The sequence below is a fragment of the Zobellia russellii genome (genome assembly GCF_044597075.1).
GTDB classification, from domain to species: Bacteria; Bacteroidota; Bacteroidia; order Flavobacteriales; family Flavobacteriaceae; genus Zobellia; species Zobellia russellii.
The window spans coordinates 1,623,399-1,649,307 of record NZ_CP139000.1 but is presented as its reverse complement, the minus strand read 5'-3'; the positions used below and the strand labels follow the sequence as shown (position 1 = coordinate 1,649,307).

The window sequence follows — 25,909 nt, the reverse complement described above, 5'->3', positions numbered from 1 at the left end:
ACATTTTATTCAAAAAAATTGAATAACCTATAACTTGGTGAAACCATTTGTAACTGAGTAAGGATTATAGATAAATTAATAGAGGTATGAAAAAGAGAAATACGGTTTTTATAATGTTTCTAATTTCGTTCATGGTTGGAAAACATGTTTTTGGACAAAATGATAGACCCAATATCATATTCCTTCTTTCCGATGATCAGACCAGTGTAGCCACAGGTTGCTACGGTAATGATCAGGTAAAAACCCCGAATATGGATAAGTTGGCCAAAGATGGTGTTCTATTCCTGAACCATTATAATACTACTTCCATCTGTATGGCAAGCAGGGCCAATATCCTAACAGGTATGTATGAGTACAAGACCGGTTGTAATTTTATGCATGGCGATTTGGCCGTAGATAAATTTGAAAACACCTATCCAGTATTACTCCAAAAGGAAGGGTATTTTACAGGTTTCGCGGGTAAAGTGGGTTTTGTTCTTGATGTGACAAAAACAGAAAAAATAGAAGATGGACTTCCAGTAGGTTATTTTGACGAATGGGGTGGAGGCCCTGGGCAGACACTTTATGAGACGGCCAAGAATCCAACTATAGCCCAGTACGCAAAAAAGTATCCACATAGCACGCGAGCGTATGGCGCTTGGGCAGGAGACTTTATAAAGGATGCTAAAGCTTCGGGAAAACCGTTCTGTATGTCCATAAGTTTTAAGGCACCTCATTTACCTTTTACTCCAGACCCTTTCTTTGATGACGTATATGCTGGGCAGACGTATAAAAAACCCGAAAATTATGGTGATGCAAATGCCAAACATCTAGCGCCACAGGCAAAATCAGGTAGGCAGTATAATTCATATAATTTCTGGCGAGAATCCGAAGACAGCTATCAAGAGGCGATCAGAAAATATAATCAGCTGATTCACGGTGTGGATTATGCTATCGGTATGATTCGTAAGTCGCTGGAAGAACAAGGTGTGGATAAAAATACCATTATCATATTCACCAGTGATAATGGGTATAGTTGCGGTGCACATAACCTTGGCGGGAAAGTACTTCCTTATGAGGAAGCTTCACGATCACCTCTCATTATCTATGACCCAAGAGTACCAAAGAATAAACAAGGGGTAAAACGAAAGACCGTAACGGCCAATATAGATATGGCTCCTACCATTTTAGCCTATGCCGGTGTTCAGGTGCCGGATAATATGGATGGTGAAAATTTGGTGCCGTTGGCACAGAAGGAAGCGGGTATACAGAGAGAGCATATTGCATTGACCAATATGTGGGGCAATGATGAAATTCAGGCGTTAAGCGTGGTTACAAAAGACTTCAAATACATCTATTGGCAATATACGGATGAGCGTATGCAACCCACTGAAGAATTGTTCCATATATCCAAAGATAAACTAGAAATGCACAACCTGGCGCAGGATAAGATGTACAAAACGGAGCTGGATAAAATGCGTAAGCTGTATGATGAGCGATACATGAGCTTGGTAAAAGAAGGAATGCAGACCAATGATTACGCAAAATATGCAGTTCTGTTTGACCGAAAAGCACCGGAAAGCCTAAAGAAAAAATACCGTAAACTCAATTACGGTCAGCTTCTGGAGCAAGAGGCCAAAAACAGAAAAAATAAGAACATTCATAAAAATTAAAAAATGAAAATACTAAAGAAGGTATCGTACAAATGGGTACTTGGCTTTTGCTTTTTAAGTACTATGGTAGCGGCACAGAGCGATGATAAGCCAAATGTGATTATTATTTTAACCGATGACCAGGGTTATGGAGATGTTGCTGCCCATGGTAACAAGGTTATAAAAACACCTTCAATGGATAAAATGTATCACGAGGGTGTTCATTTTACTAATTTTCATAGTGGTACTACTTGTGCGCCTAGCCGTTCTGGCCTGCTTACGGGAGCGGATGGTAATCGTGCCGGGGTATGGCATACCATTGGAGGAGGTAATTTCCTTCGGGAGAAATTCATGTTAATGCCGCAGGTTTTCGAGGATAATGGCTATGCTACGGGAATGTACGGAAAATGGCATTTGGGAGACGCTTTTCCTTACCGTCCAGAGGATAGAGGATTTCAAGAAACTGTAGTCCATGGTGGTGGAGGTGTAGGCCAAACTCCGGATTATTGGCAGAATGATTATTTTGATGATACGTACTGGAGAAATGGTACTCCTGAAAAATTTGAAGGGTATTGTACAGATGTCTTTTTCTCCGAAGCTATGGATTTTATAGAACGAAAAAAAGATAACCCTTTCTTCGTTTATATTTCATTGAATGCACCTCACGGCCCTTTAAATGTACCCCAAGAGTATTATGAGATGTATAAAGCGGAAACTTCTATAAACGAAGGTCAAAAGGCATATTACGGAATGATTACCAATATTGATGATAATATGGCCCTTCTGGATAAAAAGCTGGATGAACTAGGTTTAAAGGACAATACAATTTTAATTTTTATGACCGATAATGGGACTTCTACCGGACATAGAGAAGCAAATGGTAAAGTTGAAGGTTTTAATGCAGGCATGAGGGGACACAAGGGTTCACAATATGAAGGCGGACATAGAGTGCCGTTCTTTATGCGTTGGAAGGATGGTAAACTAACCGGTGGTCGCTCAATTGATCAGCTGGCCATGAATTTTGATGTATTGCCCACATTAATAGATTTATGCGACTTAGGAAAAGTACCCAACCTTGGCTATGATGGTAAAAGCTGGGCACCTATATTGGAAAATGAAATAAAAACCGCCCCGCATCGGTATTGCGTTGTAGACAATAATAGGTTACAGCAACCTGTAAAATGGCGTATGAGTGCTGTTATGGATGACGAATGGAGGCTTATAGACGGTAAAGAACTGTACAATATTAAAAAAGACCCAGGCCAAGAAAATGATATTGCATTAAAGCACACGGAAAAGGTTAAAGAAATGAGGAATGCCTATGAGGAATGGTGGGCATATACATCGCGTGATTTTTCGCACTATGAAGCCTATAAAGTGGGTGAACCGGGCATAGCCGAAACTACCATTACCGTTCATGATCTACATAGCTCGGAGCCTATAGCATGGAGTCAAGTATATATTCGTGATCCTAAATCAGGAAAGCAACCCGCTTTTGGAAAGGGCTTCTATTTGATAGATGTACAGCAAGATGGATATTATGAAGTTGAATTAAGAAGATGGCCAAAAGAATCCAAACTCAGTTTTGATGCTACAATGCCCGAATTGGGCAAGCGTGAAAAATGGTATGTTACCAAGCCTGAAGGAGTTTTGATTCCTATTAAACAAGCAAGTCTAGATATAGATGCATTGCATTTGGATATGTCGGTAAATATGAAAGCGGATAATGCAACTTTTAAAGCCTACTTGGTAAAAGGTCGTAAGCGATTGTATGCGGATTTCATTGGAGAGGATGATGTTAGATTTGGAGCTTTCTATGTCTATCTAAGAAAGGTTGATGCATCACCCAAATTAGAGCGAACGAGATAAATCATATGATGTTGATTGTTATTGAAGAGAAGGAGCAACCGGTAAAACGGATTGTTCCTTTTTTTAGTTTCAATTGCGTTAGGAGAATTACAGTTTGTACAAAAAAACCGGAGAGCCCTAAGGCTCTCCGGTTACAAACTAACTCAACAAACAACTTTTCTAAGGTATAAAGGGCCTTAGTACCCTGCATTTTGAACCATTGAAGGAGCTTTTTCAACCTCGGACTGTGGAATGGGCAGATAGTACTGTCTTTCAAACCATGGTCTTTCTACTACGGTGTATTCTTCATTGGTTAAATTACCGTCTGCGGCTTTTGTCCATCTTAAACCCTTAACATCAAAGCCAAGGTGCTCTTCGTTCATCCATCGTCTTTCGTCAAAGAAATTGTGACCTTCAAAAGCTAGTTCTACACGTCTTTCCCTTTTAATGGCTTCCAGTAAATCTGCACCAGATGCTGTAATTTCGGGTTGAAGGGCTCTTGTAGATACTTTACTTGCAAATTCACGGGCTGTACCTTCTTGTCCCAAATGGTATTGCGCTTCGGCATAGTTCAAATAAATTTCAGCAAGACGGTAAAGTATATAAGGGCGGTTAGGAGAAACATCTGTTAACCCTACGCTTTCGTCTTGAAACTTTCTAATGTTATAGCCTGTTTTTGAGGAATGCCCTGTGTTACCAAGACCTTCTGGAGAATCCAAACCATGCGGAGTAGCTTCGGTTGGGTTATCCGCTAAAGCATAATCAACTGGTCTTCCTCTAAAAGTAGATCCTTGGTAAAATAAATCCGCATAATAGCGAAGTTCTCTATTTTCATTAGGATTTTCTGGGTCATATCCCGCTTCATCCGTACTAGTCCCATCTGCCATATTAAACTGTAATGCAAAATTATGGGTAGGAGAGGATAGCGCCCAACCTCCATAACCGCTTGGGGCTTGTGTCTGGTTCCAAAGAGAGTTGGCGTCGGTACCAAAATCATAATAAAGGCTACTGTAAGCGCGAGCGAACAGAATATCTTGATTTGGCGATAAGAATAAATCTTGATACTCTTTGGCATTGGTAACAGCAATAAGGTTACGGGCGCCAACTAAATCTATAATTTCTTTGGCAGCATCCGAAGCATCTTGCCATTTACTGGCTTTAGTGTAATCATACAATGGTCCACTTGGTTCAGTAGATGGGTCATGTAATGTACTTGCGGCATAGAGTAAAGTACGGGATTTTACGGCTAAGGCAGATAGTTTGGTTGCACGTCCAAATTCACTGTCCGGACGAGTTTCCGGAAGAATAGCAGCAGCTTCATCAAGCTCCTTTACAACAAAATCTACACACTCCTCGTAGCTGTTTCTTACCAAGGCAAAATCGGCATCAAGTCCTAGAGCGTTTTCTATAATGGGAACACCACCATAAAATTTAATAAGCTTACTGTAAATATTAGCACGAAGAAATTTCATTTCGGCTTTTAAAATAGCAACCTTGTCAGGATCGGTTTTCATGGCTTCGCTATCATCAATACGGTCTAAAAATTCATTTGCCAAACGAATATAGTCCCAATAGGTGCTCCACTTTTGGGCAAGAACTCCCACGTTGCTAGGAGACCAACCTGCTCTTAATCTAAGCTGATCAAGATCATTAAAGTTAAACTTGGCTTCAAAAGAACCCACTTCTATATTAAATCTACGAGACCACCATTGGGCCTTGTTCAAACCCCAACTTTCGGTACTATTATAAACAGGGTAAACTAATCTTTCTACTTGATCAGGCTCACTGTAGATAATATCTTCCGTAAAAGCATCGGAAGCTTCGGTGTCCAATACATCTTCGCAACCAAGTGTTGCAAATAGGGCGATCAATGCCCAGACTTGCTTTATATTAATATGTTTCATTTCTATTTAGTTTTTTGTTATTGTTCGTTAGCGTTACAAGCATATGTGAACTTTGTTATTTTCATTACAAATTAAAAACTCAGGTTAAGGCCCAAAGTGTAGGTCTGTAGTGATGGATACGTACTCTCTCTAAAATCATAGTATCCATTAGCTTCAGGATCCAAACCTAAATCAGCAACATCAGAGAATAAAGTCAACATATTATAACCTCGTACAAATAGCTTTAAGTCCCCTAGTTTAATGTCTTCTTTATGGAAAGTATAGCCCAATTCCAATTGTTTTAATCTAACAAATGACGCATCATGCAACCAGAAGTCCGCACCTTCAAAATTTTCGGAACTTCCACTTTGGTTACCGCTAAATTTGTCTCCCGTGGCATAAGCTCTAGGGTATCTTGCATTTCGGTTTTCTGGAGTCCACCTTTGATCAAATAGAAAATCAGGTCTAGCGCCAGGACGCTCAAAGAAAATCAACATTTCAGCTTCGGCCTGCCCTTGAAACAAGAAACTAAAGTCAAAATCTTTGTAATTGAAACCTCCAAAGAAACCAAACTGAATTTCAGGAACATTAGAAGAGTAAGCACGTACACGGTCATTGGCGTTAATTTCGCCATTTCCATCGGTATCTAAATAAATAGGTTCACCTTCAACGGTACCATCTAGTTTTACCTCGGTGGCATCAACCTGAGCTTGGTCTCTGAAAATACCGGCCGTTGGATAGGTAATGTAAGAATCCAATGAATGACCCTCTCTTTTTCTCCATTCAGGTACGTCTGCTGCTTCGGCCAAGAATACGACTTCATTTTTTGCTTGGGTAAAGTTTGCCCCAAGGTTATAACTTAAGTTTTCTCCTATTTTATCTCTCCAACTTAGTTCTACCTCCCAACCAAAGTTGTCTACTTTTCCAATGTTTTCAGCAGGAAGGGTTATACCGGCTGCATCTGGAATGGCCGCGGCACGGGTAACCAAAATATCCTCTCTGTTTTGGTAGAAGTAGTTAATATCACCAGAAAGTTTGTTATCGAACAAGGTGAAATTCAAACCAATATTTTTCATATACGCTGTTTCCCAAGTTATATCTTGGTTAGGGACATTGGCGCTGGTATAACCATTGTAGCTTACACCAGGAGTACCAAATATGGCATAATTGGGCTGAGCGTTGTTTGTTGGCCCACCATAATTATAGCGTGTTAAATATTGGAAGGGTGCAATACGGTCATTACCCATTTTTGCCCAAGAAGCTCTTATTTTTAAAGCATTTAGCCATTCTACATTTTCAAGAAACGATTCTTTGTTGATGGCCCATGAAGCGGCAACACCAGGGAACGTACCAAACCGTTTTCCGGGGCCAAAGTTGCTGGAACCATCGTGACGTATGGTGAGGTCCAAGAAATATTTTTTCTTAAAATCATATGAAAACGAACCAAAATAATTAACACGTGCCCATTCCTGAGATTCTCCGTAAGATTGTTGCCCCTCGTCGCTTCCTGCAAAAAGTTCACTGTGTTCAGAAGTAGGAAAACCTCTTCTTTCGGCCCAAAAAGAGCGTTGATTGGAAGTAGCCTGCTCAACACCTACGAAACTGCTAATGGAATGATTGTCTCCCAAACTCTTTGAGTAGTGAAGTGTAGAATTTAAAAGTAGTTCATCAAACTTCCAAAAGCTTTCACGAAGCGTTCTCTGGCTTCCTTGCCCTTGGGCAAAACCTTGCGAAGGAGTATAGTCGTCCGTACTTTCTTGATAGGTATAAACGGTCCATGGAGTGTACCAGGCTTTAATATCATTGCTCATTCGTCTTACACCTGCAAAACCTTTTAAGCTAAGTCCTGAAATAAAATTGTCTAGGTTCCAGTCATAGGAGAATCTTCCGCGAAGCTCGTTATCCGTTTGTTTTGAAAAACCTGACTGTTGTGTAGCCATTACGTAAGGGTTAGCTCCGTTTTCACCACCCCACCCAGGTAAACCGTTAGGGTAAATTCCAACTTCTGTTGGTTCATTTGTATTGATACGGCTATATATTTCACCTACACTGGCTCCGGGTTCGTTTCTGTCTCCAAATCTACCAGAGAGATCTACTCCAATTTTGAAGTTGTCAGTTAGATTAATGTCGATATTAGACCGTACCTGCTTTTGCTTGAAGTTCAGGTCGCCGGATTTGTACATACCGGTTTGGCTAATAAAATCGCCACTTACAAAATATTTTACATTGTCGCTACCTCCAGAAATGGAAACCGAATTACGGGATTCCGGTGAGGATTTTGCGAAAGTAAGATCGGCCCAATCCGTATTTGGGAAATTAATAGGGTCGTTTCCTGAAGCGTAGTTTTGAATCTGCTCAGCGGTATAGGGTAGTGGTGTTCCATTTCTCTGAGCTATTTCATTATTGTAAATGGCATACTGCTGCGAAGACATTAAGTTTGGAGCGACAGAAAATTTGGAAACATTGTAAGAAGAGCTCAAATTAATACTAGGCTTACCGGATTTACCTCTTTTTGTAGTGATCAAAATAACACCGTTAGCAGCTCTTGCACCGTAAATAGCAGCAGCACCATCTTTTAGTACAGTCAGGGACTCTATGTCCTGCGGAGCCAAATGCGAAAATGTGCTTGCTGTTATCCCGTCAATCAATATTAAAGGGGAATTGTTTCCTAGAGTAGATTTACCTCTAATAAGAAGGGTTAGATCATCATCGTTGGTAGATCCGGGCAAACCACCTCTATCAGCTATAATTAATCCCGGTACAGTACCAGAAAGTGATTTGGCCAAATCTTTGTTACCGGCCTTGGCGATCTGTTCAGAACTTACAGTACTAACAGACCCTGTAAGTTCTCCTTTTTTTCTGGTTGTATAACCAAGTACGACTACTTCATCAAGTTTGGCCGCATCCTCTTCTAGGGTGACGTTAATTTCAGATTGTCCCCCAACTGGAATTTCCTTTGAAGAGTACCCTATGTATGAAAATATAAGTATAGCTTGATCGTCATCAACTTCAATACTATAATTACCGTCAAAATCTGTAGAAGTACCGTTTGTACTACCTTTTACAAGAATAGTAACACCGGCAAGTGGTCCCATTGCGTCCGATACTGTACCTGTTACGGTGCGCTGAACGGGTTGGGTTTCAAGGTTATTTTTTAAAGACGACTCCTTATCTGTCGTAAATGCATGTGATTGGATTGGAATCGTTACAGCTAAGATTATCACGAACTTAAGAACGAATAATCTTTTGATGGAGCTGCCTGGGCAACCCGCATCAGTGAACCATTTAATTTTCATAAATTTGAATTAGTTAGAGTTAAACATGCCCCAGGGTCAATGGGGTATTACTTTACTTCATGCCTAGCATGAAATTCCGAAGGAGGGTGTTGGCGCACTCTCCTTTTTTTGGTCAGTTAAATTGTGTTTTTATAGAGTTTTGGAATTGGGTCATTTTTGTTTGGTTGGTATATGAAATTGATAATATTCATTTAGTTTTTACAAAAGAACCATAAAAAGGAGGGGGGATATTTGCGAAATTTAACTGGCTATTGCACTATTTTACCATTTTTAAGGTTTTGTTGTCAAAAATGCGCAAAAATTGAGTTTATAATGAAGAAAGTCCCAATTGTGGGAAAAAACTCAACAGAATGATTATCAGTTGAATCTTAAAAAGAAGAACTCTTGATTTTAGAAAATATAAAGAGTCACATAGAGCAAGGCTATGTTACATAGGGGGTGTCATCTATATATCTGTTCAAATGAAGCTAACAGTATTACTTGCGGCAAAAAGTAATACTCAATAGGTCTTAATGGGATAGAAAAATAAAGTTGTTAGGGCAGGTCTAAAATGAAGAGGTTTTATTTTAGACTTAAAAACACAGATTCTAATTGTTCTGTCTTAATGGGTTTTACAAAATAGTCCAGTATAGAGTTTATGCGTTGGGCTCTATCAATGTCTACGGGGTCTAAGGAGGAAGATATCATGTATATGTTGATTTTCTTCTTTAACTGATTTTCAATTTTTGAATATTCTTTTAAAAACTGAAAACCGTCCATAACCGGCATATCAATATCCAAAAATATAACATCGGGCAGCTCCGAGTTTGTATCAAGGTTTTCCTGTATAAACGACAAAGCCATTTCCCCATCTTCAAAAGCCAGTGTGCTTACGGACAAGTGCATGGTCTCCATTTTTTTAACCACTGTATAGCGGTAAATGTAATCGTCATCTATAATACAGATTTTAGGTGCATTTTTCATTCTGTCAGTTAAAGTTTATAATAAAAGTAGTACCCTGATCTACTTTACTGGTTGCGTAAATAGTACCGCCCATAGCCTCTATTTGAGATTTGGTTAAAAATAAACCAACACCTTTGGCATCTGGATGCCTATGGAAAACTTTATTTAGGCCAAATAATTTATGTCCATGCTGTTCCAAGTCAATGCCTAGGCCATTATCTTTAAATTTCAGCATTATTTTACCATCTTGGCACATTGATTCTATTTCTATTTCTGGTTTTCGTTTTTCAGACCTATACTTAATAGCATTACTGATCAGGTTTAAAAAAATACTTTCTAAATAGATTCTGTGATACTCAATCTTAGGACATTTTGTGAAATTGGATGTAATGGTAATACCCGATTTTAGAATTTGACCGGCCAAAACATCTTTAGTTATATTCAGCATGTCTTCAAATAAAATATCTTGAATATCTTCACTAGAAGGTTCGCTTTTTGTTTTTAACGCTTCAACAAGTGTATTTAGTGTTAAAGTGAGGTGATTTATTACTGTTTCAAATTTTTCAAATAAACTTAAACGTAAGGTTTCACTATCCGTGGTTTTGTAGATATCTAAAAGTGAGTTGAGGTTGCTTACCGGCGATCGTAAGTTGTGAGAAGTAATATGGGTAAAATCTGCAAGTTGTTTGTTCTGCTCCGTTAATTTTTTTGCAAAACCCTCTAGGTTTTCCTTGGCTTTAATGAGTTTCCTTTCCGCTGCTTTTTGCTTGGTAATGTCTCGTATAGCCAGAGAAACTAAAATTCCTTCCTCCCACTGTAATGGAGCCATATTTATCTGAATAGGTATTTTTTTACCTGTTTTATTTATCGCGAAAAGCTCTTCTATGATACCAACTTGTCTTGTGTTGTTATTGATTGAAAATTTAGCAGCTTTAACAGATGCAAGGATACATGGTATTAAAGGTTCTACGGAAGCGTTTACCAATTCTTTAGATGAATATTGAAACAAACTTTCGGTTTGTTTATTAACTAGTTGAATGGAACCCTGCTCATCTATTATTATCATGGCATCCGGTGCGGACTCTAACAGGCCTTTAAATTTCTTTTCGGCCATTTTAAGTTCGGTTACATCTTGAGTTGTACCAATAATCTCTAAAATTTCATCTTTTTCATTAGTTATAACCTTACCCATTACATGAATGGTTTTAATTTTTCCAGAAGGGGTAATAATTCTATGTGAGAAACTCTTGAACAATTTTGTTTTCAATGTTTCTTCCATATGATCGAAAATCATTTGTCTATCATCAGGATGTATGAGACTTTCAAATTTTTTTTGATTAAAATCTGAGATATCTTTATCGCTTTCAAAAATTCTATGTAAACTTTTGGACCAATACCCTTTGTTCGTAATAAAATTACGCCGCCAATGTCCCATTAATGTCATTTGTTCGGCAAAATTGAGCAGCTGATTTTTGGCAAGAAGTTCGTTTTGATATTTTTTTAAATCGGATATGTCTGTTGAAACTACAATAAAGCCAGTATTTTTTCCTTGGTCATTTTTAACAGAGGATACTGTGCATTGAACAGGTACTACAGAACCATCTTTACAGATATACCTCCACTCCCTAGTATCGTTTACGTTTTCATATTCTAAATCTTTATAGTGACTGAAGTTGTCAGGGTTCTTTTTGTAAGTAAGGGCAAGGTCTTTTCTAAATGCGATCACCTCTTCTGGAAACAGAAAATGAGTTGGTTCTCTTTTGCCCTTCATTTCTTTTTCCGTATAGCCTAGAAGTTTTTCGGCTCCTTTATTAAAATGATTTATTATTCCGTTACTGTCTGTAGAAAATATAGAAATAGACTCTGAGTTGTAGATAGCTCTCAATTGTGCATGGGCAATGTTCAGCTGTAGTTTAGAGAATTTTACGTCACTTATATCCTGAACTAGGCCAATGACATTAATGATTTTTCCATCTATGATTTCAGGTTTTCCTATGACCCGTACCCAACGGAGGTTGTTTTTAGCAGTAATTAATTCAAAATCAAAGTCAAATGGTATACCATTTTCAATAACATCGTTAACTTTGGCCCTTAGGATAGGACGGCTTTTTTTCTCTTCAAAAAAGCTGATAGCCTCTTCTAAAACAGGTTGGTACCCCGGTAAAACTTCATGTATTTCTCTGGTTATTCTACTCCAGAAAACTTTTTTTGTAGCTATACTAATTTCCCAAGTCCCTATTTTTGCAACCTCTTTTGTTTGTGTAAAAATATCTAGTGTCCTAGCTACTTTTAATTCACTCTCTTTATTGGGAGTAATATCAATAGTATGAATAAAGAGACCTCCTACTTGGTTTTTTGATTCATACCAAGGGTGTATATCCCAATACAGCCATTGTACGGTACCATCTTTTCGTGTAAATGGTGTTTCATCGTATATGTTAATGGCATTTTTTAGACACTGTTGGTACAAGTCTTTAGAATCCTCGCTCAAATGTGGGAAAATATCAAAGTAACACCTACCTATAATTTCAATTCCCTCTAGTTTATATTCTTTGATCCAGCAATTGGAGACGGCAAGGAAACGCATATTCTTGTCCAACATCGCAATAGCAGTGGGTGCTTGTTCAACAAAAATTTCGTGGTAGGGTATATTTTTTTTTGATTTTTTGGTTGCTTGTTTCAAACTTGGTCAGTTTATAGGAATATACTTTCAAGATAAGAATTATTTACTGATGTTTTAAAGGGTTTTATATTTTTTTAACTAAACGGATGTAGGAGCTGAAATAAATGTCCTATAAGGAGGTATTGGTACTGAATTGTGAAATAATGTGAGTGCTATTTTAAACTTATTTCATTTTATAGCTTTCTTTATAGGCAGTGGGCGTACAGTTGGTTGCAGCTTTAAATTGTCTGTTAAAGTTAGACAATGTTCTAAACCCGCTTTGGTAACATGCTTGTGAGGCGTTCATTTTCTTATCAATAAGTAGCTTGCATGCGTGTCCGATACGAATTTCGCTTACAAATTCCGAAAATGTTTTATTGGCATGGGTCTTAAAATACCTGCTAAAAGATGATGTGGTCATATTGGTTAGTCCGGCCATCTCCGTTATTGGAATTTTACGGGTAAAATGTTTCATTACATGGGCATAAACCATGTTCATACGCTCTGTATCACCTTCTCTTAGAGTATTGGTATATCCAGAACTTGCCAAAACTTTTAAATCTTCGGTTTTGGAAAGAAGGTTTAAAATATGGAGTAATCCTAAAACGGCATCAAAACCTTGTAAATCGGGTAGTTCCTTTAGTTTTTTTCCAACTATGGTCGCAGTTTTTCCAATCACATCAAAACCACGTAAACTCTTTTTAAAGAGATGTCTTAGTCTAATGTACTCTTCTTTTTGCAACAAGGATTCGCCTATAAAATCGTAATCAAAATAAACCACAATACCTTCGGCTCTTTTTCCGGAGTCTTCCGTATCACTTTTCCACAGGTGGGGAAGGTTTGGTCCTGTAAATGTTATATCACCCACATAGAATTGTTTTACATGATCCCCAATAAAGCGGGTACCTTGCCCTTTTAAGACCATAAATAATTGGTATTCTGGATGAAAATGCCAATTAGGGTCAAAAATAGGTTGGTTAAGTTGTTGTACCACAAAAGCATGTGTTTTAGGTATTGGAGATTTTTTAAGGGCAGTTTTCATAAAACGTATTTATGATGTTATAGATACTAATTTATCACTAAAATGTGATAAATATACATATGATGACATAATACAGTCGGCATCTGACAATAGACAGTCTACCATATCTTCATTTATTTCATAAAATTGGGGTGTACTTATATCCAACATTATGAAAACTGAGATAAAATTGTTTTTTAGCTTTCTGGCATTGAATCTTTTAATGGTTTCTTGCCAGACCAAAAGTGAAGAAAAAAATCTATTGGATGATAAGCCTAGACGATTGGAATTACTGTTTTTGGGCCATGATAAGGATAATCATAATTCCAGGGCCTATATGCCTATTTTAGCTTCGGCATTGGCCAAAGATGCAATCAACATTACGTATACGGAAGATGTAAGCGATATTAATACTGAAAACTTGAGTCTTTATGATGGTCTAATTATCTATGCCAATCATGAACAGATTACTGCCGATCAAGAAGAGGCCTTGTTAGATTTTGTGGAACAAGGCAAAGGATTTATACCTATTCATTCGGCAAGTTTTTGTTTTAAAAATTCAGAGGAATATATAGATTTGGTAGGTGCCCAGTTCGCTACACACGAGACGGGAACATTTACGGCAACCGTTATAGATTCTACCCATCCAGCTATTAAAAATACTGAGGAATTTGAAACTTGGGATGAAACTTATGTTCATGATAAAATAGCCAAAGACATTACCGTTTTAATGGAGCGTGTAGAAGGCAACCAACGTGAACCGTATACCTGGGTAAAGCAATATGGAGAAGGAAAGGTTTTTTATACGGCCCTTGGCCATGATGAACGCACTTGGGAGAATCCTAAATTCCATAAGCTTTTAAAGGAAGGAATTCTTTGGGCGGTAAGTAATCGGGCCAAACAGAATTGGGCCGCATTTGTAAAAGAAATACCGGAATTGAAATATGAGGAAAGAGATAATATTCCCAATTATGAGAAAAGAGACTCTCCTTTAAAATACCAACTGCCGCTCGCGCCTGAAGAATCTGCAAAACTTATTCAAGTTCCGCCAGGTTTTGAACTTCAGTTGTTTGCTTCTGAGCCTGATATTTTAAATCCTATAGCGGCAAATTGGGATGAGAAAGGAAGGCTTTGGGTTATTGAAACTGTAGATTACCCAAACACTGTTCGTGATGATAAAGGAGAAGGAGATGATCGAATAAAAATTCTGGAAGATACCAATGGTGATGGTCGCGCGGATAAGGTTACCGTTTTTGCGGATAAGCTGAATATACCCACTAGTTTTACTTTTTATAATGGTGGAATAATAGTTTCCCAAGCGCCCCATTTTTTGTTTTTAAGAGATACTGATGGCGATGATAAAGCCGATATAAGAGAAATTATAATTGATGGATGGGGCACTTTTGATACCCATGCAGGCCCTTCTAACCTTCAAAACGGAATTGATAATAAGGTATATGGAGTGGTAGGTTATTCAGGGTTTAAGGGTTCAATATATGGTGAGGAACATCAGTTTTCTCAGGGAATGTATCGCTTTGCACCTAAAAAGAAAACATTTGAGTTTTTAACAAGGACCAGTAATAATACCTGGGGGTTGGGTATTACCGAAGACAACGCTCTTTTTGCTTCTACGGCAAACAATACGCATAGTGTGTATTTAGGTATTCCGGATAAAAACTTAAAAGGTGTAGAAGGTATTCCGCTAAATGGAAGCGTTAAAATAGATGGTCATTATGATATACGGCCCATAACTAAAAACATTAGACAGGTAGATGTCTTTGGGGGGTTCACCGCTGCTGCAGGACATCACTTTTATACAGCACGGGATTTTCCAAAATCGTTTTTTAATAAGATTGCGTTTGTCTGCGAACCTACCGGTGGTCTGGTCCACATGGCCAGAATACATGAAAAAGGGGCCGGCTATGAAGAAACCGATGGTGGAAACCTTTTGGCCAGTTCAGATGAATGGGTATCTCCTGTGGAAGCAAAGGTTGGTCCGGACGGAGCCGTATGGGTTTTGGACTGGTACAATTTTATTATTCAGCATAACCCAACACCTAATGAAGAAAGAGGCGGTTACGATGCGGTAAACGGAAAAGGAAATGCGTATGAAAATCCACTTAGGGATAAGTCCAGAGGCCGTATTTATAGGGTCGTTTCAAAAAATAGCAAGAGCAAACAAAAAATGACTTTGGATAAGGGCAAACCGGAAGAACTGGTAAGGGCCCTTTCCCATAGCAATATGTTCTGGCGAATGACCGCACAACGCTTATTGGTAGAACGTGCAGACCGTGATGTGGTAAAATCCCTTGTTAATCTGGTTTCCAAAACAGAAGTAGATGAGCTAGGAATGAATCCAGCGGCTTTGCATGCCCTTTGGACTTTGGAAGGGTTAGGTACTTTGGAATCCAACCCTGAAACATATAATGTAATTATGGATGCTCTTGGGCACCCCGCTCCATCGGTACGAAGGGCGGCTATACAAATAGCGCCTAAATCTGTCCGTACAGATAAGGCTATTTTGAAAGAAGACCTTTTGAATGATGAAGACCCCAAAGTTCGTTTGGCGGCATTGCTCTATTTTTCCGAAAGACCAAGCTCCAAGGAAATTGGCAGTATGTTGTATGGAATGAGTAGTGCCCAAGAAATCGTAGACGATATTTGGCTTTCAAAAGCACTCTACGCTGCTGCCAGTGTGCACCCTAAAGGGTTTATGCAACATATAGAAATGGTTAAACCGGTGGTGGATGCTAATATTGAACAACTAGATCGATTTGATGTAAACTATGACGATTCTAATTGGGAAACTATGGAGCTTCCGCAATTTATAGAAGACGCTGGACTTGAAATAGATGGTATCGTATGGTTCAGTAAACAATTTAGTATTTCCAAGAATGTATCAAACCTTTCGGGAACCATTTCTCTAGGCCCAATAGACGATTCTGATGTGGTATATATAAACGGACTTAAAGTTGGGGCTACCGAACAGAGCTATGATAAGGACCGTGTATATAAAGTACCCAAAGGCATCTTAAAAAAAGGTGTGAACCGCGTATCCATTCGTGTAGAAGATACCGGAGGTGGCGGTGGAATTTATGGCGATGAAAATAAAATGTTTTTGCAATACGGAAACAACAAAATATCGCTCTCCGGAAAATGGAGGTACGAAGTTGAAAAAAACCTGTTCAAAAGTACAGATGAAGTGTTTGCGAATTCCAGTATAGCACAAGTTTTTGCCGAAGCCTATCGTGATAAGATTGATGATGTAGAAAATAATTCTTCAGAAAACGGGAAGCGATTGGTGGTACGGATGCGCACGGTCAAGAATGAAATGAAATATGACCTGTCGGAATTTATAGTGCCGGCCGGAGAATCCGTAGAACTAGTATTGGAAAACATAGATTTTATGCAGCATAACTTGGTAATCGTAAAACAGGGGGCGATGGAGAAAGTAGGATTGGCTTCTGACAAACTTGCTGCAGACCCTGACGGAGCCAAACAGAATTATGTGCCTAAAATGGACGAAGTGCTTTTTGCCACAACGTTGGTTGACCCAGAACAGACGGTAATTTTAAAATTTACCGCTCCAAACGAACCTGGTGAATATCCCTTTATATGCACATTTCCGGGGCATTGGCGCATTATGAAAGGCATTATGAAGGTAGTCCCTAACTTATAATTTCTTAAAAATAAATACGTGAACAATAGCATAGAATTTGGGGTAAGTACTTGGTTGTGGCAATCGCCTTTTACTTCGGAATCAATAACCCTCTTTCCTAAAATAAAAGAAATGGGTTTTGATGTAGTGGAGATACCTGTTGAGATTCCTTCTAAAATAGATGGAAAACTGGTGAAAAAAGCGTTGGATGATAACGGACTTAAGGCAACGGTCTGCGGTGCATTTGGACCTACAAAAGATTTAACATCAGATGATGTTGCTTTACATGAGAATTGTTTCACGTACGTAACTGATTGCTTTGAGCTTTGTAACTTATTGGAAACGGAGTTTTTGGCAGGGCCAATGTATTCGGCGGTGGGTAAGGCACGTATGGTCTCCCAAGAACAACGTAAAATAGAGTGGGATAGGGCAGTAAACAATTTGCAACGTGTCTGTGAAATGGCTAAAGCAAATGGGTTGTCCGTAGCCTTAGAACCTTTAAATAGGTTTGAATCCGATTTGATAAATACGTCAAAGGATGTAATGCGATTAATAAATGATATTAATCAGCCAAATGCTAAGGTTTTGTTAGACGGATTTCATATGACCATAGAAGAACAGAATATTAGAGAAGCCATACAATTAGTTGGGGATAAATTGATACATGTTCAGGTATCGGAAAATCACCGGGGTATTCCAGGAACGGGACTCACTCCATGGTCGGATTTTAGGAAAGGATTGGAAGATATTGATTACAAAGGGTCTATGGTCATAGAAAGTTTTACCCCAGAAATAGAGGAACTTGCCGGAGCGGTCTGTATATGGAAAACTCTTGCTGATAATCAGGACCAATTTGCCTCTGAGGGCATTCAATTTTTAAAGAAAACATTTGCATAAAATAACATTAGTATGAGTACACAAAAAATAAACATAGCCCTTATCGGACTTGGTTTTGGGGCCGAATTCATTCCTATCTATCAAAAACACCCCAATGCCAATCTTGTTGCTTTATGCCAACGAAATGAAGCAAAACTTAATCAGTTGGCAGATACATTTCACATCGAAAAAAGGTATACTTCTTATGAAGAACTTTTGAGCGATTCGGAGATTGATGCGGTTCATATCAACACACCCATTCCTGACCATGGCAGGCAATCTATCTTGGCCCTAAAAGCAGGGAAACATGTAGCCTGTACCGTACCCATGGCCACTACAATTGAGGAATGCGAGGAAATTGTTCGCCTGACAGAAGAAAGTGGTCTTACCTATATGATGATGGAAACCGTAGTGTATGCCCGAGAGTTCTTGTATATGAAAGAGCTTTATAAAAATGGCGATTTAGGTAAGGTACAGTTCCTAAAGGCTAGCCATCAGCAAGATATGGACGGTTGGCCCAACTATTGGCCTGGTTTACCTCCTATGCACTATGCAACACATTGCGTGGGTCCTGTTTTGGCACTCACAAGGGGTGAGGCCGAATATGTATCGTGTTTTGGCTCCGGTACAATCAGAGAAGAATTAATACCACATTACAACTCGCCGTTTGCGGTAGAAACAACCCATATCAAATTCAGAAATTCAGATTTGAGCGCTCAGGTGTACCGCTCCCTTTTTGATGTGGCCAGACAATACAGAGAGAGTTTTGAAGTGTACGGCTCAAAAAAATCCGTAGAGTGGCCGCTTATCGAAGGAAAACCTTTGGTGGTTCATACCGCTAAAAAACCGGAGCCCGAAATTCCCGAAGAAATTCAAAGTCCGGATTTTGCAAAGTTGTTACCAGAGGAAATACGGCATTTTACCACGCAAGGTGTTTATGACTCGGAAGAACATCAGCATCTTAGCTTTACCCAAGGTGCGGGTCATGGAGGTTCACATCCGCATTTGGTACATGAGTTCGTAAACGCCCTAACTGAATGGAAGTCGCCTTACCCCAATGCAAGACAATCGGCCAATATTACTTGTGTAGGCATACTGGCCCATGAGTCCGCCTTAAAAGGAGGCGAGCTTATGAAACTGCCTAATTTTACATTTGAAGAGTAAACACCAACAACCAATTTGTTTTTTAGTTGAGACCGCCCCCATCTGTACGGTCTCAACTTTTTTATTTGTCTGAGATTCTAAGTTTAAGACCATGTGTTTAAATAAGATTATTAGATTTATGTAAATTGGTGTTTGTGTATTTCGGATAAGAATTTTAAAAAAATGGACAGAAGTGTCTTATAAATATGATCTTTGTAAATAGATTATTTTGGGATTATGGCTACTACAGTTAAGGACAAGTTAAAAGAACGGATAAAAGAACTGACATGCCTCTATGAGGTAACTTCTATCATTGGTAATACGGACTTTGACCAACTGGAAACTTCGCTGGAGGCTATTGTTTATTGTCTGAAAAATGCATGGCAGTTTGATGAGGTAAGCGAAGTTCATTTAAGTCTGGGGGATTACCTTATTGAAACGGAGGGCTATAGGGATACTATGACCTTGATGCATTCTGATATAAAAGTTTTTAATAAGGTTAGCGGATATATAAATGTAGGATACCCGGAGGACCGGTATTTTTATGCGGATTTTCTAGAGGAAGAAAAAGACCTGCTCAATAACGTGGCCATTGCCATAGGAAACTTGTTGGAAAGAAAGCAAATACGAGATAGTGAGGCGGAAGTAAAACGCCAAATGGAACGAACCGACAGACTTCATATTCTAGGCGAGATAACTGCGGGAATTGCCCATGAACTTAATACTCCTTTGGCCAATATTTTGGGCTTTACAGAGCTTCTGAAGGATAGGGTAAAGGATGCAGGTGCGTTACGGGATCTAGATAAAATTGTGGAGAACACTATATTTAGTAGGGAAATAGTAAAAAAATTAATGTTTTTTGCTTGCGAGATGCCAAGGGAAATGCAACCCTTAGAGCTAAACCCCATTATAGAGAGCACCCTAAAATTGTTGACACCCTCCTTGCGTTCAAAGAATATTAAACTAGTAAAAAAGTTTGGGTCGGATGATATTCGGTTGCGTGCAGATAAGATTCAAATAACCCAAGTTTTGTTCAATTTGGTGATGAATGCTATATATTACTCTCCGGTAAAAGGTACGGTAGAGGTTTCCATTGTTGAAAAAGGAAAGAAAATACGAATTTCCATTTCAGATGAGGGAGAAGGTATAGACCCAAAAATCGATGATAAAATTTTCGAACCTTTTTTCACTACCAAGCCATTGGGTGAAGGTTCTGGGCTTGGCCTCAGTGTAGTTCACGGAATTATTAGCAGTCATAAAGGTACTATTGAACATAAGCCCAACACCCCAAAAGGAACAATTTTTATTCTGGATTTCCCTAAATTGTAATAATGCTTAGAAAAGAGAACATTTTATTGGTAGACGATGACATCAATATCTTAGAGCTGCTGCAGCGTCATCTTCAGTCTATGGATTATCATACCTATAAGGCGGTTTCGGTAAAGGAGGCGCTCTATGTTCTTAAGGATACATTTATTGATCTGTTGATAACGGATATTCAAATGCCTGAGGTAGATGGGTTACAATTATTGAAATTTACGGATGAGCACTATCCGGAAATCCCAAAGCTGGTTATTACGGGTTACCCTTCTGTAGATGGAGCTTTAGAGGTCATTAAATCCGGAGCTACGGATTATTTGACCAAACCCTTTACCAAGGAAGAACTTAGACAGGCGGTAGACAAGGCTTTTGAACATGGTAAAAGTCGCAAACCGGTGAAACCTAAAACATCCCTTGCCAATAAAACTATACATAATGAAATGATAGGCGAATCAGAGGCCTTTCATAAAATTACGGATGTCATAGAGAGGGTAAAGGACAATAAGGCCACTGTACTGGTAAAAGGAGAGAGCGGTACGGGTAAAGAGTTGGTGGCACGGGCCATTCATTATTCCGGGAAATTTAACAAGGCCCCATTTGTGGCGGTCAATTGTGGAGCTATTCCGGAAAATTTACTCGAGGCAGAGCTTTTTGGTTATGTAAAAGGTGCTTTTACGGGTGCCAATGATAACCGTACCGGTTTTTTTCAGGCTGCAGAAGGAGGTACTCTTTTCTTGGATGAAATTGGTACTGCGCCACTTACGGTCCAGACCAAACTGTTACGGGCTTTACAGGAACGGGAAATTACAAAAGTGGGTTCTAGAAAAAGTGAGAAAGTAGATATCCGGATAATAGCGGCTACCAATGCCGATCTACAGATAGACATTAAAGAAAATAGGTTTAGAGAAGATCTTTATTACAGGCTTACCGTGGTAGAGATAGAAGTGCCACCACTAAGAAATAGAAAAAGTGATATTCCCTTGCTCGTAGATAAGTTTTTGTTCAAGTATGGGGTAGAGTACAAAGACCGACTATTGAAAATTTCTCCGGATGTTCTAGAGGTTCTAAAACGGTATCACTGGCCCGGCAATATTAGGGAGTTGGAAAATATTATTCAGCGTGCGGTAATCATGTGCGATGGAACTATTACCCTTAAAGACCTTCCCGAAGGATTAAAATATCAAATAGATTTCCCGGATGATGAGCTCAAACCCTTGCGCGAAATGGAAAAGGAATACGTACAGCGTGTGCTCCTTCATACTCAAGGAAACAAGACCAAAGCGGCAGAAATTCTTCAAATAGACCGCAAGACCTTACGTGAAAAATTAAAGTAACTAGCCGGGGTAAATCTACCCAATCGAGGAATTATTACCCACTTTTTTTGTTCGAAATAAAATCACTTAAAATTTTAATCTTCTGATTTACAGGTGTTTTTAGTGTTTTTTGTAATTGTTTTCTTCTGATAGGCATGTGTTTTGCATTTAGATGAAACCATCAGTTATAGATGGTATAATTGAAAAGTAAAACAGATGAAATACGGTAGCCTGGTATTGGAAAAGAATGATTGTACGGTATTGAAAAAATACCTCAATTCCAATCTGTACTTGGTTGACTATACGCATCAAGATGCTTTGGAAACTTTGGATATAAATTTAAAAACGGCTTTAGTTTTTGATACTGCAGATATGCCACAGGATGTGGTTAGGCTCAACTCCATGGTTTCCGTATCAAGCGTATCCAACATAGAATATACTTTTCAATTGGTACCTCATAAGTATGAGGATATCCCAAATCAAAAAATATCGGTCACGAGCACTATGGGTGCTTTGGTCGTTGGACGATCTGTGGGCGATATTATAACCTACGGTCCGCCTGCCGATAGAATTTCCCTTACAATAACTAGGGTAGAAGAGATGCGGGCCAAAAGTGTAGAAGTATAAATAATGTTTAACTTAAATATATATATGATGATGAAGAAATTTGCATTTGCGTTATTGTTTTCGGCAAGTTTGTTACACGCCCAAGATGAGGTTAAGATACAAACTTCGGATGTTCAAATTGGAGATGTCCTTGAAATAGGAACTCCAGAAACTAGAGCCTATAAACATATAGATTTTCCAAGGGCCAATTTTATTATAAAAAGAGGAGGCTTGGCAAATTACAAAGCTTTAAAGGGAGATAGGGTAGTAGTTACTTCTGTAGAAAGTAATAAAGACGGTTCTACTAAAATAAAAATTAAGCGTAAGGACGGTGGTCGTTTCTTTGGAAGCCACACCGTTGTTTCGGCAGATATAAGCAATGCACTGGCAACCGGTGAATTGGTCATGAATTAGTTTGATAGTTGGTTATCTATATCTACCCGATTGTCCGCACCTGAGTGTTTTTGTTGAATTTTCAGGAATATCGGGTAGATTTTATACTTAAAATTTTCAATCAAATTATAAGATGAATGGGTATAGCAGAAGTATTTGCAGTACATGTAGTTACCTGAGTAAATGTGTAATTACTACGAATAAGAATTCTATAAGTTCTTGCAGTGAATATGTTCATTTTTTTGATGAAAAGCCAATTAGGAAAACCCGATTAACACGGAGAAAACCGCTTTCAAAACAAATAATTAGAAAAAGAAGGACCACTAAGGTCTTGTTTTAAGTATAAATCTATGATTGTAAAAACTCCTGAGCAGAAAAAAGCTATTAAGCAAGGTATGCTCTCAAATGTCATGCGGCAGTTTGATAATGCTGCGGACATCATTGGTTTAAACGATAATATCAGAAAGATATTAGAAGTAACCAATAACGAACTTGTAGTTCATTTTCCTGTAAGAATGGATAACGGTGAGGTTGAAATATTTACGGGCTATAGAGTACAACACAATAATTCTCTAGGTCCATATAAAGGTGGTCTGCGTTATCACCCAACAGTAGATATAGATGCCGCACGGGCTTTGGCCATGTGGATGACCTGGAAGACTTCTTTGGCCGGTCTGCCTTATGGTGGAGCCAAGGGTGGTATACAGCTAGACCCTACCAAATATTCCAATGAAGAACTACAGCGTATAACCCGTAGGTTTACCTATGCATTGGGCGATAATATTGGCCCGGAGTTGGATATTCCCGCTCCAGATGTGAATACCAATCCGCAAACCATGGCTTGGATATTAGATACTTATATGTCTACCAAATCTCCTGCAGAAAGGTCTACCAATCTGCACGTTGTTACTGGTAAGCCCATAGGCGCCGGAGGTTCTCAAGGTCGTGATAGGGCAACGGGTTACGGGGTTTTTCTCAATATTAAGTTTTGGGCAGAGAACAAAAAGATAGATTTAAAGGATAAACGTTTTATTGTTCAAGGCTTTGGTAACGTGGGCTATTGGGCAGCATATTTTCTTGAGAAAGAAGGAGCCTCAATGGTTGCCGTACAGGATGCATACGGAAGCATAGTAAATGAGGATGGCATTTTCGTAGAGGACCTGTTAGCTTATACTCAGGCAAACAAGGGCAGTGTTACGGGTTTTGCCAGTGCTGAGAAATTGGATAATGCGGATTTCTTTGGTCTGGATTGCGACATATGTATTCCAGCTGCATTGGGTAACGTAATTACTGCGGCCAATGCCCCCAAAATAAAGGCATATCTAATTGCTGAAGGTGCAAACGGACCTACCGATGTTGAAGCTGAAGAAATTCTTCTGAAAAAAGGAGTTACCATTTTACCGGATATTCTTTGTAATTCCGGTGGGGTAATAGGAAGTTATTTTGAATGGCTGCAAAACCGAAACGGTGAAATCTGGCAATTGGAAGAAGTTCTGGAAAAACTGGAGAAAAAATTAAAAGAGTCTTTCACCAAAGTGATAGAAACTTCTGCCAAGAGAAAGGTTGATATGCGTTCGGCGGCATTTATTATAGCAATAGAAAGACTTGAAGAAACTTATGTGCAAAGAGGAATTTTTCCATAAAAAAAGTTGAAATGAAATACGGCGGCTTGGTTATAGAAAAGAAAGAATATGTGCTGTTGAAAAGGTTTATGAACCTTTCGGGCTACTATAAGGATAAAACTTTACGTAGATCTGTAGAGAAACTGGTAGGTGAACTAGAATCGGCTCAAATACATGATGAGGCAGAAATGCCGGAAGATGTTATCCGGTTTAACACCACTATTACCATTGTTTCTGAAAATGGATGGCGTAAAAAGTTTAAACTGGTCATACCCACGGAAAGTGATGTGAACAGTAATAGAATTTCCATTTTGACCCCTATGGGCGCGGCCGTAATAGGATATGCTCAAGGCGATACCCTAATTTGGGATTTTCCCGCGGGTGAGCAGCGCATGCTAATTGAACGCGTAGAGCAAGAGCATAAGTACATTAATATAGACAGTATATAATTTTATAGATAGCTAATTCGGTCCTCTCCTTCTGGCAATGTAAATTCACGGCAATTTTTTTACTTTTTAAAAGTCCAGAAGGGGGGACAAGCTATCTAAACTTTAAGCAGACAGGTTGTGGTAAGTCTACAGTATGGCCTGTAAAGGATAAAAGCCCAGTGTTGGCATTTCTTTTAAATACCGTAATGTTATCTGTTTTTCTATTGGCTACAAGTAGAAAATTACTATCCGGTGATAAAGTAAAGTTTCTAGGCCAATCTCCCTGAACGGATTCCGTACCCAACAAATTCATCATACCATTATCCGATACGGAAAAAACAGCTATACTATTATGGCCTCTATTACTGGCGTACAAGAATTTACCATCATTGCTTAGGTGAATATCGGCACACGCATTAAATCCATCAAAATCTTCGGGCAGTGTGCTTTTCTTATCAATTTTCTTGAATGTTCCCGTTTTGGGGTCAACATCGGCAGAGACAACGGAACTAAACAATTCGTTTATAATAAAAACCCTGTTTTTTGTAGGGTGAAAGATGAGGTGACGCGGGCCGTCTCCTGGGTCTAATTGCAGCGCAATATGTTCTCTTTCCAGTGTGTTATTACTAATGGGGTAGGCCAATATTTTATCTATTCCTAAATCTACGGCATAAAGAAAATTTCCATCCTTGCTAAACTTCACACAATGTGCGTGAGGCGATTTTTGATTTTTGTGGGGCCCGTTGCCCTCATGTTGGCGAGGAGTAGGCTCACCAATTATTTTTCCATCTTGATCCACGCTGTACATTACTATACCTCCAGAGCCATAATTGGCAGCGGCAAGCAAGTCTTCATTAGGACTTAGTTCAATGTAACAGGCGCCATCGCCTTCGCTGGAAAAGTTAGAGACTTTGCTCAATTCAGTACCCTTGTCGTTCCATTCAAATGCAGATACACTTCCCGGTTTTGTTCCGTTTGAAGAATATACTCTTTTATCATCTTTTGAAAGGTATAAATAACCAGAGTTGTCCTCTTTTACCAAATGCTCTAAGTTTGTCAATTCCCCAGTCACCGTATTAAATTCTAATTGATAGATGCCTTGCTCGTCTTCACTTGCGTGAGTACCTACCAATAGCTTCAGATTGTTTTTTTCAACCTCTTGCCCAACCTCTTTCATCGTAGTTTTTTTAGGTTCGTTCTTGCATGATACCAATGTGGTTACGAGGATAAAAAATACGATATAATTAGAAAAATGTTTCATGTTAAA

General features: G+C 38.9%; 17 protein-coding genes. 11 read left to right on the top strand and 6 right to left on the bottom strand.

Going from position 1 to position 25,909, the window contains the following annotated elements:
• Positions 1-86: 86 nt before the first annotated feature.
• Together SJY45_RS06670 and SJY45_RS06665 are read left to right on the top strand one after the other, a co-directional pair.
• Positions 87-1,652, top strand: a complete 1,566-nt coding sequence (locus SJY45_RS06670) for a sulfatase (protein ID WP_400073743.1) — start codon at positions 87-89, stop codon at positions 1,650-1,652.
• A 3-nt stretch (positions 1,653-1,655) separates the two neighbouring features.
• The gene (locus SJY45_RS06665; protein ID WP_400073742.1) at positions 1,656-3,500 is read left to right on the top strand and encodes an arylsulfatase; all 1,845 of its coding nucleotides are present in this window, start codon (positions 1,656-1,658) and stop codon (positions 3,498-3,500) included.
• Between the two features lie 176 nt (positions 3,501-3,676).
• On the opposite strand, the gene SJY45_RS06660 is transcribed toward SJY45_RS06665, so the two are convergent.
• From SJY45_RS06660 to SJY45_RS06640, 5 genes are all read right to left on the bottom strand, one after another.
• The gene (locus tag SJY45_RS06660) at positions 3,677-5,383 is read right to left on the bottom strand and encodes a RagB/SusD family nutrient uptake outer membrane protein (RefSeq protein WP_400073741.1); all 1,707 of its coding nucleotides are present in this window, start codon (positions 5,381-5,383) and stop codon (positions 3,677-3,679) included.
• Between the two features lie 71 nt (positions 5,384-5,454).
• The gene (locus SJY45_RS06655) at positions 5,455-8,658 is read right to left on the bottom strand and encodes a SusC/RagA family TonB-linked outer membrane protein (protein ID WP_400073740.1); all 3,204 of its coding nucleotides are present in this window, start codon (positions 8,656-8,658) and stop codon (positions 5,455-5,457) included.
• Between the two features lie 561 nt (positions 8,659-9,219).
• Positions 9,220-9,621: a two-component system response regulator gene (locus tag SJY45_RS06650; RefSeq protein ID WP_215439666.1), complete on the bottom strand. Its 402-nt coding sequence runs from the start codon at positions 9,619-9,621 to the stop codon at positions 9,220-9,222.
• A gap of 4 nt (positions 9,622-9,625) precedes the next feature.
• Positions 9,626-12,283, bottom strand: a complete 2,658-nt coding sequence (locus SJY45_RS06645) for a PAS domain S-box protein (RefSeq protein WP_400073739.1) — start codon at positions 12,281-12,283, stop codon at positions 9,626-9,628.
• A 163-nt stretch (positions 12,284-12,446) separates the two neighbouring features.
• Positions 12,447-13,304 carry an AraC family transcriptional regulator gene (locus SJY45_RS06640; RefSeq protein ID WP_400073738.1) on the bottom strand — a complete coding sequence of 286 codons (858 nt, stop codon included), beginning with the start codon at positions 13,302-13,304 and terminating at the stop codon, positions 12,447-12,449.
• 151 nt (positions 13,305-13,455) lie between these two features.
• Between SJY45_RS06640 and SJY45_RS06635 the strand changes: the two genes are divergently transcribed.
• From SJY45_RS06635 to SJY45_RS06595, 9 genes are all read left to right on the top strand, one after another.
• Positions 13,456-16,962, top strand: coding sequence for a PVC-type heme-binding CxxCH protein (locus SJY45_RS06635; protein WP_400073737.1), 3,507 nt, complete (start codon positions 13,456-13,458; stop codon positions 16,960-16,962).
• A gap of 18 nt (positions 16,963-16,980) precedes the next feature.
• Positions 16,981-17,838: a sugar phosphate isomerase/epimerase gene (locus SJY45_RS06630; protein WP_215439673.1), complete on the top strand. Its 858-nt coding sequence runs from the start codon at positions 16,981-16,983 to the stop codon at positions 17,836-17,838.
• A gap of 12 nt (positions 17,839-17,850) precedes the next feature.
• A complete protein-coding gene (locus SJY45_RS06625) occupies positions 17,851-18,981 on the top strand; it encodes a Gfo/Idh/MocA family protein (RefSeq protein ID WP_400073736.1) in 1,131 nt (376 codons plus the stop codon).
• Between the two features lie 216 nt (positions 18,982-19,197).
• Entirely contained in the window at positions 19,198-20,289 is a 1,092-nt protein-coding gene (locus SJY45_RS06620) for a sensor histidine kinase (RefSeq protein ID WP_215914130.1), read from the top strand.
• Positions 20,289-21,614, top strand: coding sequence for a sigma-54 dependent transcriptional regulator (locus tag SJY45_RS06615; protein WP_303406358.1), 1,326 nt, complete (start codon positions 20,289-20,291; stop codon positions 21,612-21,614). The genes SJY45_RS06620 and SJY45_RS06615 overlap by 1 nt, the downstream gene beginning before the upstream one ends.
• 195 nt (positions 21,615-21,809) lie before the next feature.
• On the top strand, positions 21,810-22,220 hold the full coding sequence (locus SJY45_RS06610; RefSeq protein WP_215439679.1) for a GreA/GreB family elongation factor: 411 nt from the start codon (positions 21,810-21,812) through the stop codon (positions 22,218-22,220).
• Between the two features lie 24 nt (positions 22,221-22,244).
• Positions 22,245-22,613, top strand: a complete 369-nt coding sequence (locus SJY45_RS06605; protein WP_246560540.1) for a hypothetical protein — start codon at positions 22,245-22,247, stop codon at positions 22,611-22,613.
• A gap of 329 nt (positions 22,614-22,942) precedes the next feature.
• Positions 22,943-24,235 (top strand): Glu/Leu/Phe/Val dehydrogenase, encoded by a 1,293-nt coding sequence (locus SJY45_RS06600; RefSeq protein ID WP_400073735.1) that lies wholly within the window; start codon positions 22,943-22,945, stop codon positions 24,233-24,235.
• Positions 24,236-24,246: 11 nt separating this feature from the next.
• Positions 24,247-24,663: a GreA/GreB family elongation factor gene (locus tag SJY45_RS06595; protein ID WP_215914132.1), complete on the top strand. Its 417-nt coding sequence runs from the start codon at positions 24,247-24,249 to the stop codon at positions 24,661-24,663.
• Positions 24,664-24,754: 91 nt separating this feature from the next.
• Here SJY45_RS06595 and SJY45_RS06590 read toward each other — a convergent pair whose 3' ends face one another.
• Positions 24,755-25,903: a lactonase family protein gene (locus SJY45_RS06590; protein WP_400073734.1), complete on the bottom strand. Its 1,149-nt coding sequence runs from the start codon at positions 25,901-25,903 to the stop codon at positions 24,755-24,757.
• Between the last annotated feature and the right edge of the window lie 6 nt (positions 25,904-25,909).

Bases quoted from the DNA above. Each gene is read 5' to 3' on its own strand.
- SJY45_RS06670 (WP_400073743.1), top strand. From the start codon at position 87: ATGAAAAAGAGAAATACGGTTTTTATAATGTTTCTAATTTCGTTCATG.
- SJY45_RS06665 (WP_400073742.1), top strand. From the start codon at position 1,656: ATGAAAATACTAAAGAAGGTATCGTACAAATGGGTACTTGGCTTTTGC.
- SJY45_RS06660 (WP_400073741.1), bottom strand. From the start codon at position 5,383: ATGAAACATATTAATATAAAGCAAGTCTGGGCATTGATCGCCCTATTT.
- SJY45_RS06655 (WP_400073740.1), bottom strand. From the start codon at position 8,658: ATGAAAATTAAATGGTTCACTGATGCGGGTTGCCCAGGCAGCTCCATC.
- SJY45_RS06650 (WP_215439666.1), bottom strand. From the start codon at position 9,621: ATGAAAAATGCACCTAAAATCTGTATTATAGATGACGATTACATTTAC.
- SJY45_RS06640 (WP_400073738.1), bottom strand. From the start codon at position 13,304: ATGAAAACTGCCCTTAAAAAATCTCCAATACCTAAAACACATGCTTTT.
- SJY45_RS06635 (WP_400073737.1), top strand. From the start codon at position 13,456: ATGAAAACTGAGATAAAATTGTTTTTTAGCTTTCTGGCATTGAATCTT.
- SJY45_RS06625 (WP_400073736.1), top strand. From the start codon at position 17,851: ATGAGTACACAAAAAATAAACATAGCCCTTATCGGACTTGGTTTTGGG.
- SJY45_RS06620 (WP_215914130.1), top strand. From the start codon at position 19,198: ATGGCTACTACAGTTAAGGACAAGTTAAAAGAACGGATAAAAGAACTG.
- SJY45_RS06610 (WP_215439679.1), top strand. From the start codon at position 21,810: ATGAAATACGGTAGCCTGGTATTGGAAAAGAATGATTGTACGGTATTG.
- SJY45_RS06605 (WP_246560540.1), top strand. From the start codon at position 22,245: ATGATGATGAAGAAATTTGCATTTGCGTTATTGTTTTCGGCAAGTTTG.
- SJY45_RS06600 (WP_400073735.1), top strand. From the start codon at position 22,943: ATGATTGTAAAAACTCCTGAGCAGAAAAAAGCTATTAAGCAAGGTATG.
- SJY45_RS06595 (WP_215914132.1), top strand. From the start codon at position 24,247: ATGAAATACGGCGGCTTGGTTATAGAAAAGAAAGAATATGTGCTGTTG.
- SJY45_RS06590 (WP_400073734.1), bottom strand. From the start codon at position 25,903: ATGAAACATTTTTCTAATTATATCGTATTTTTTATCCTCGTAACCACA.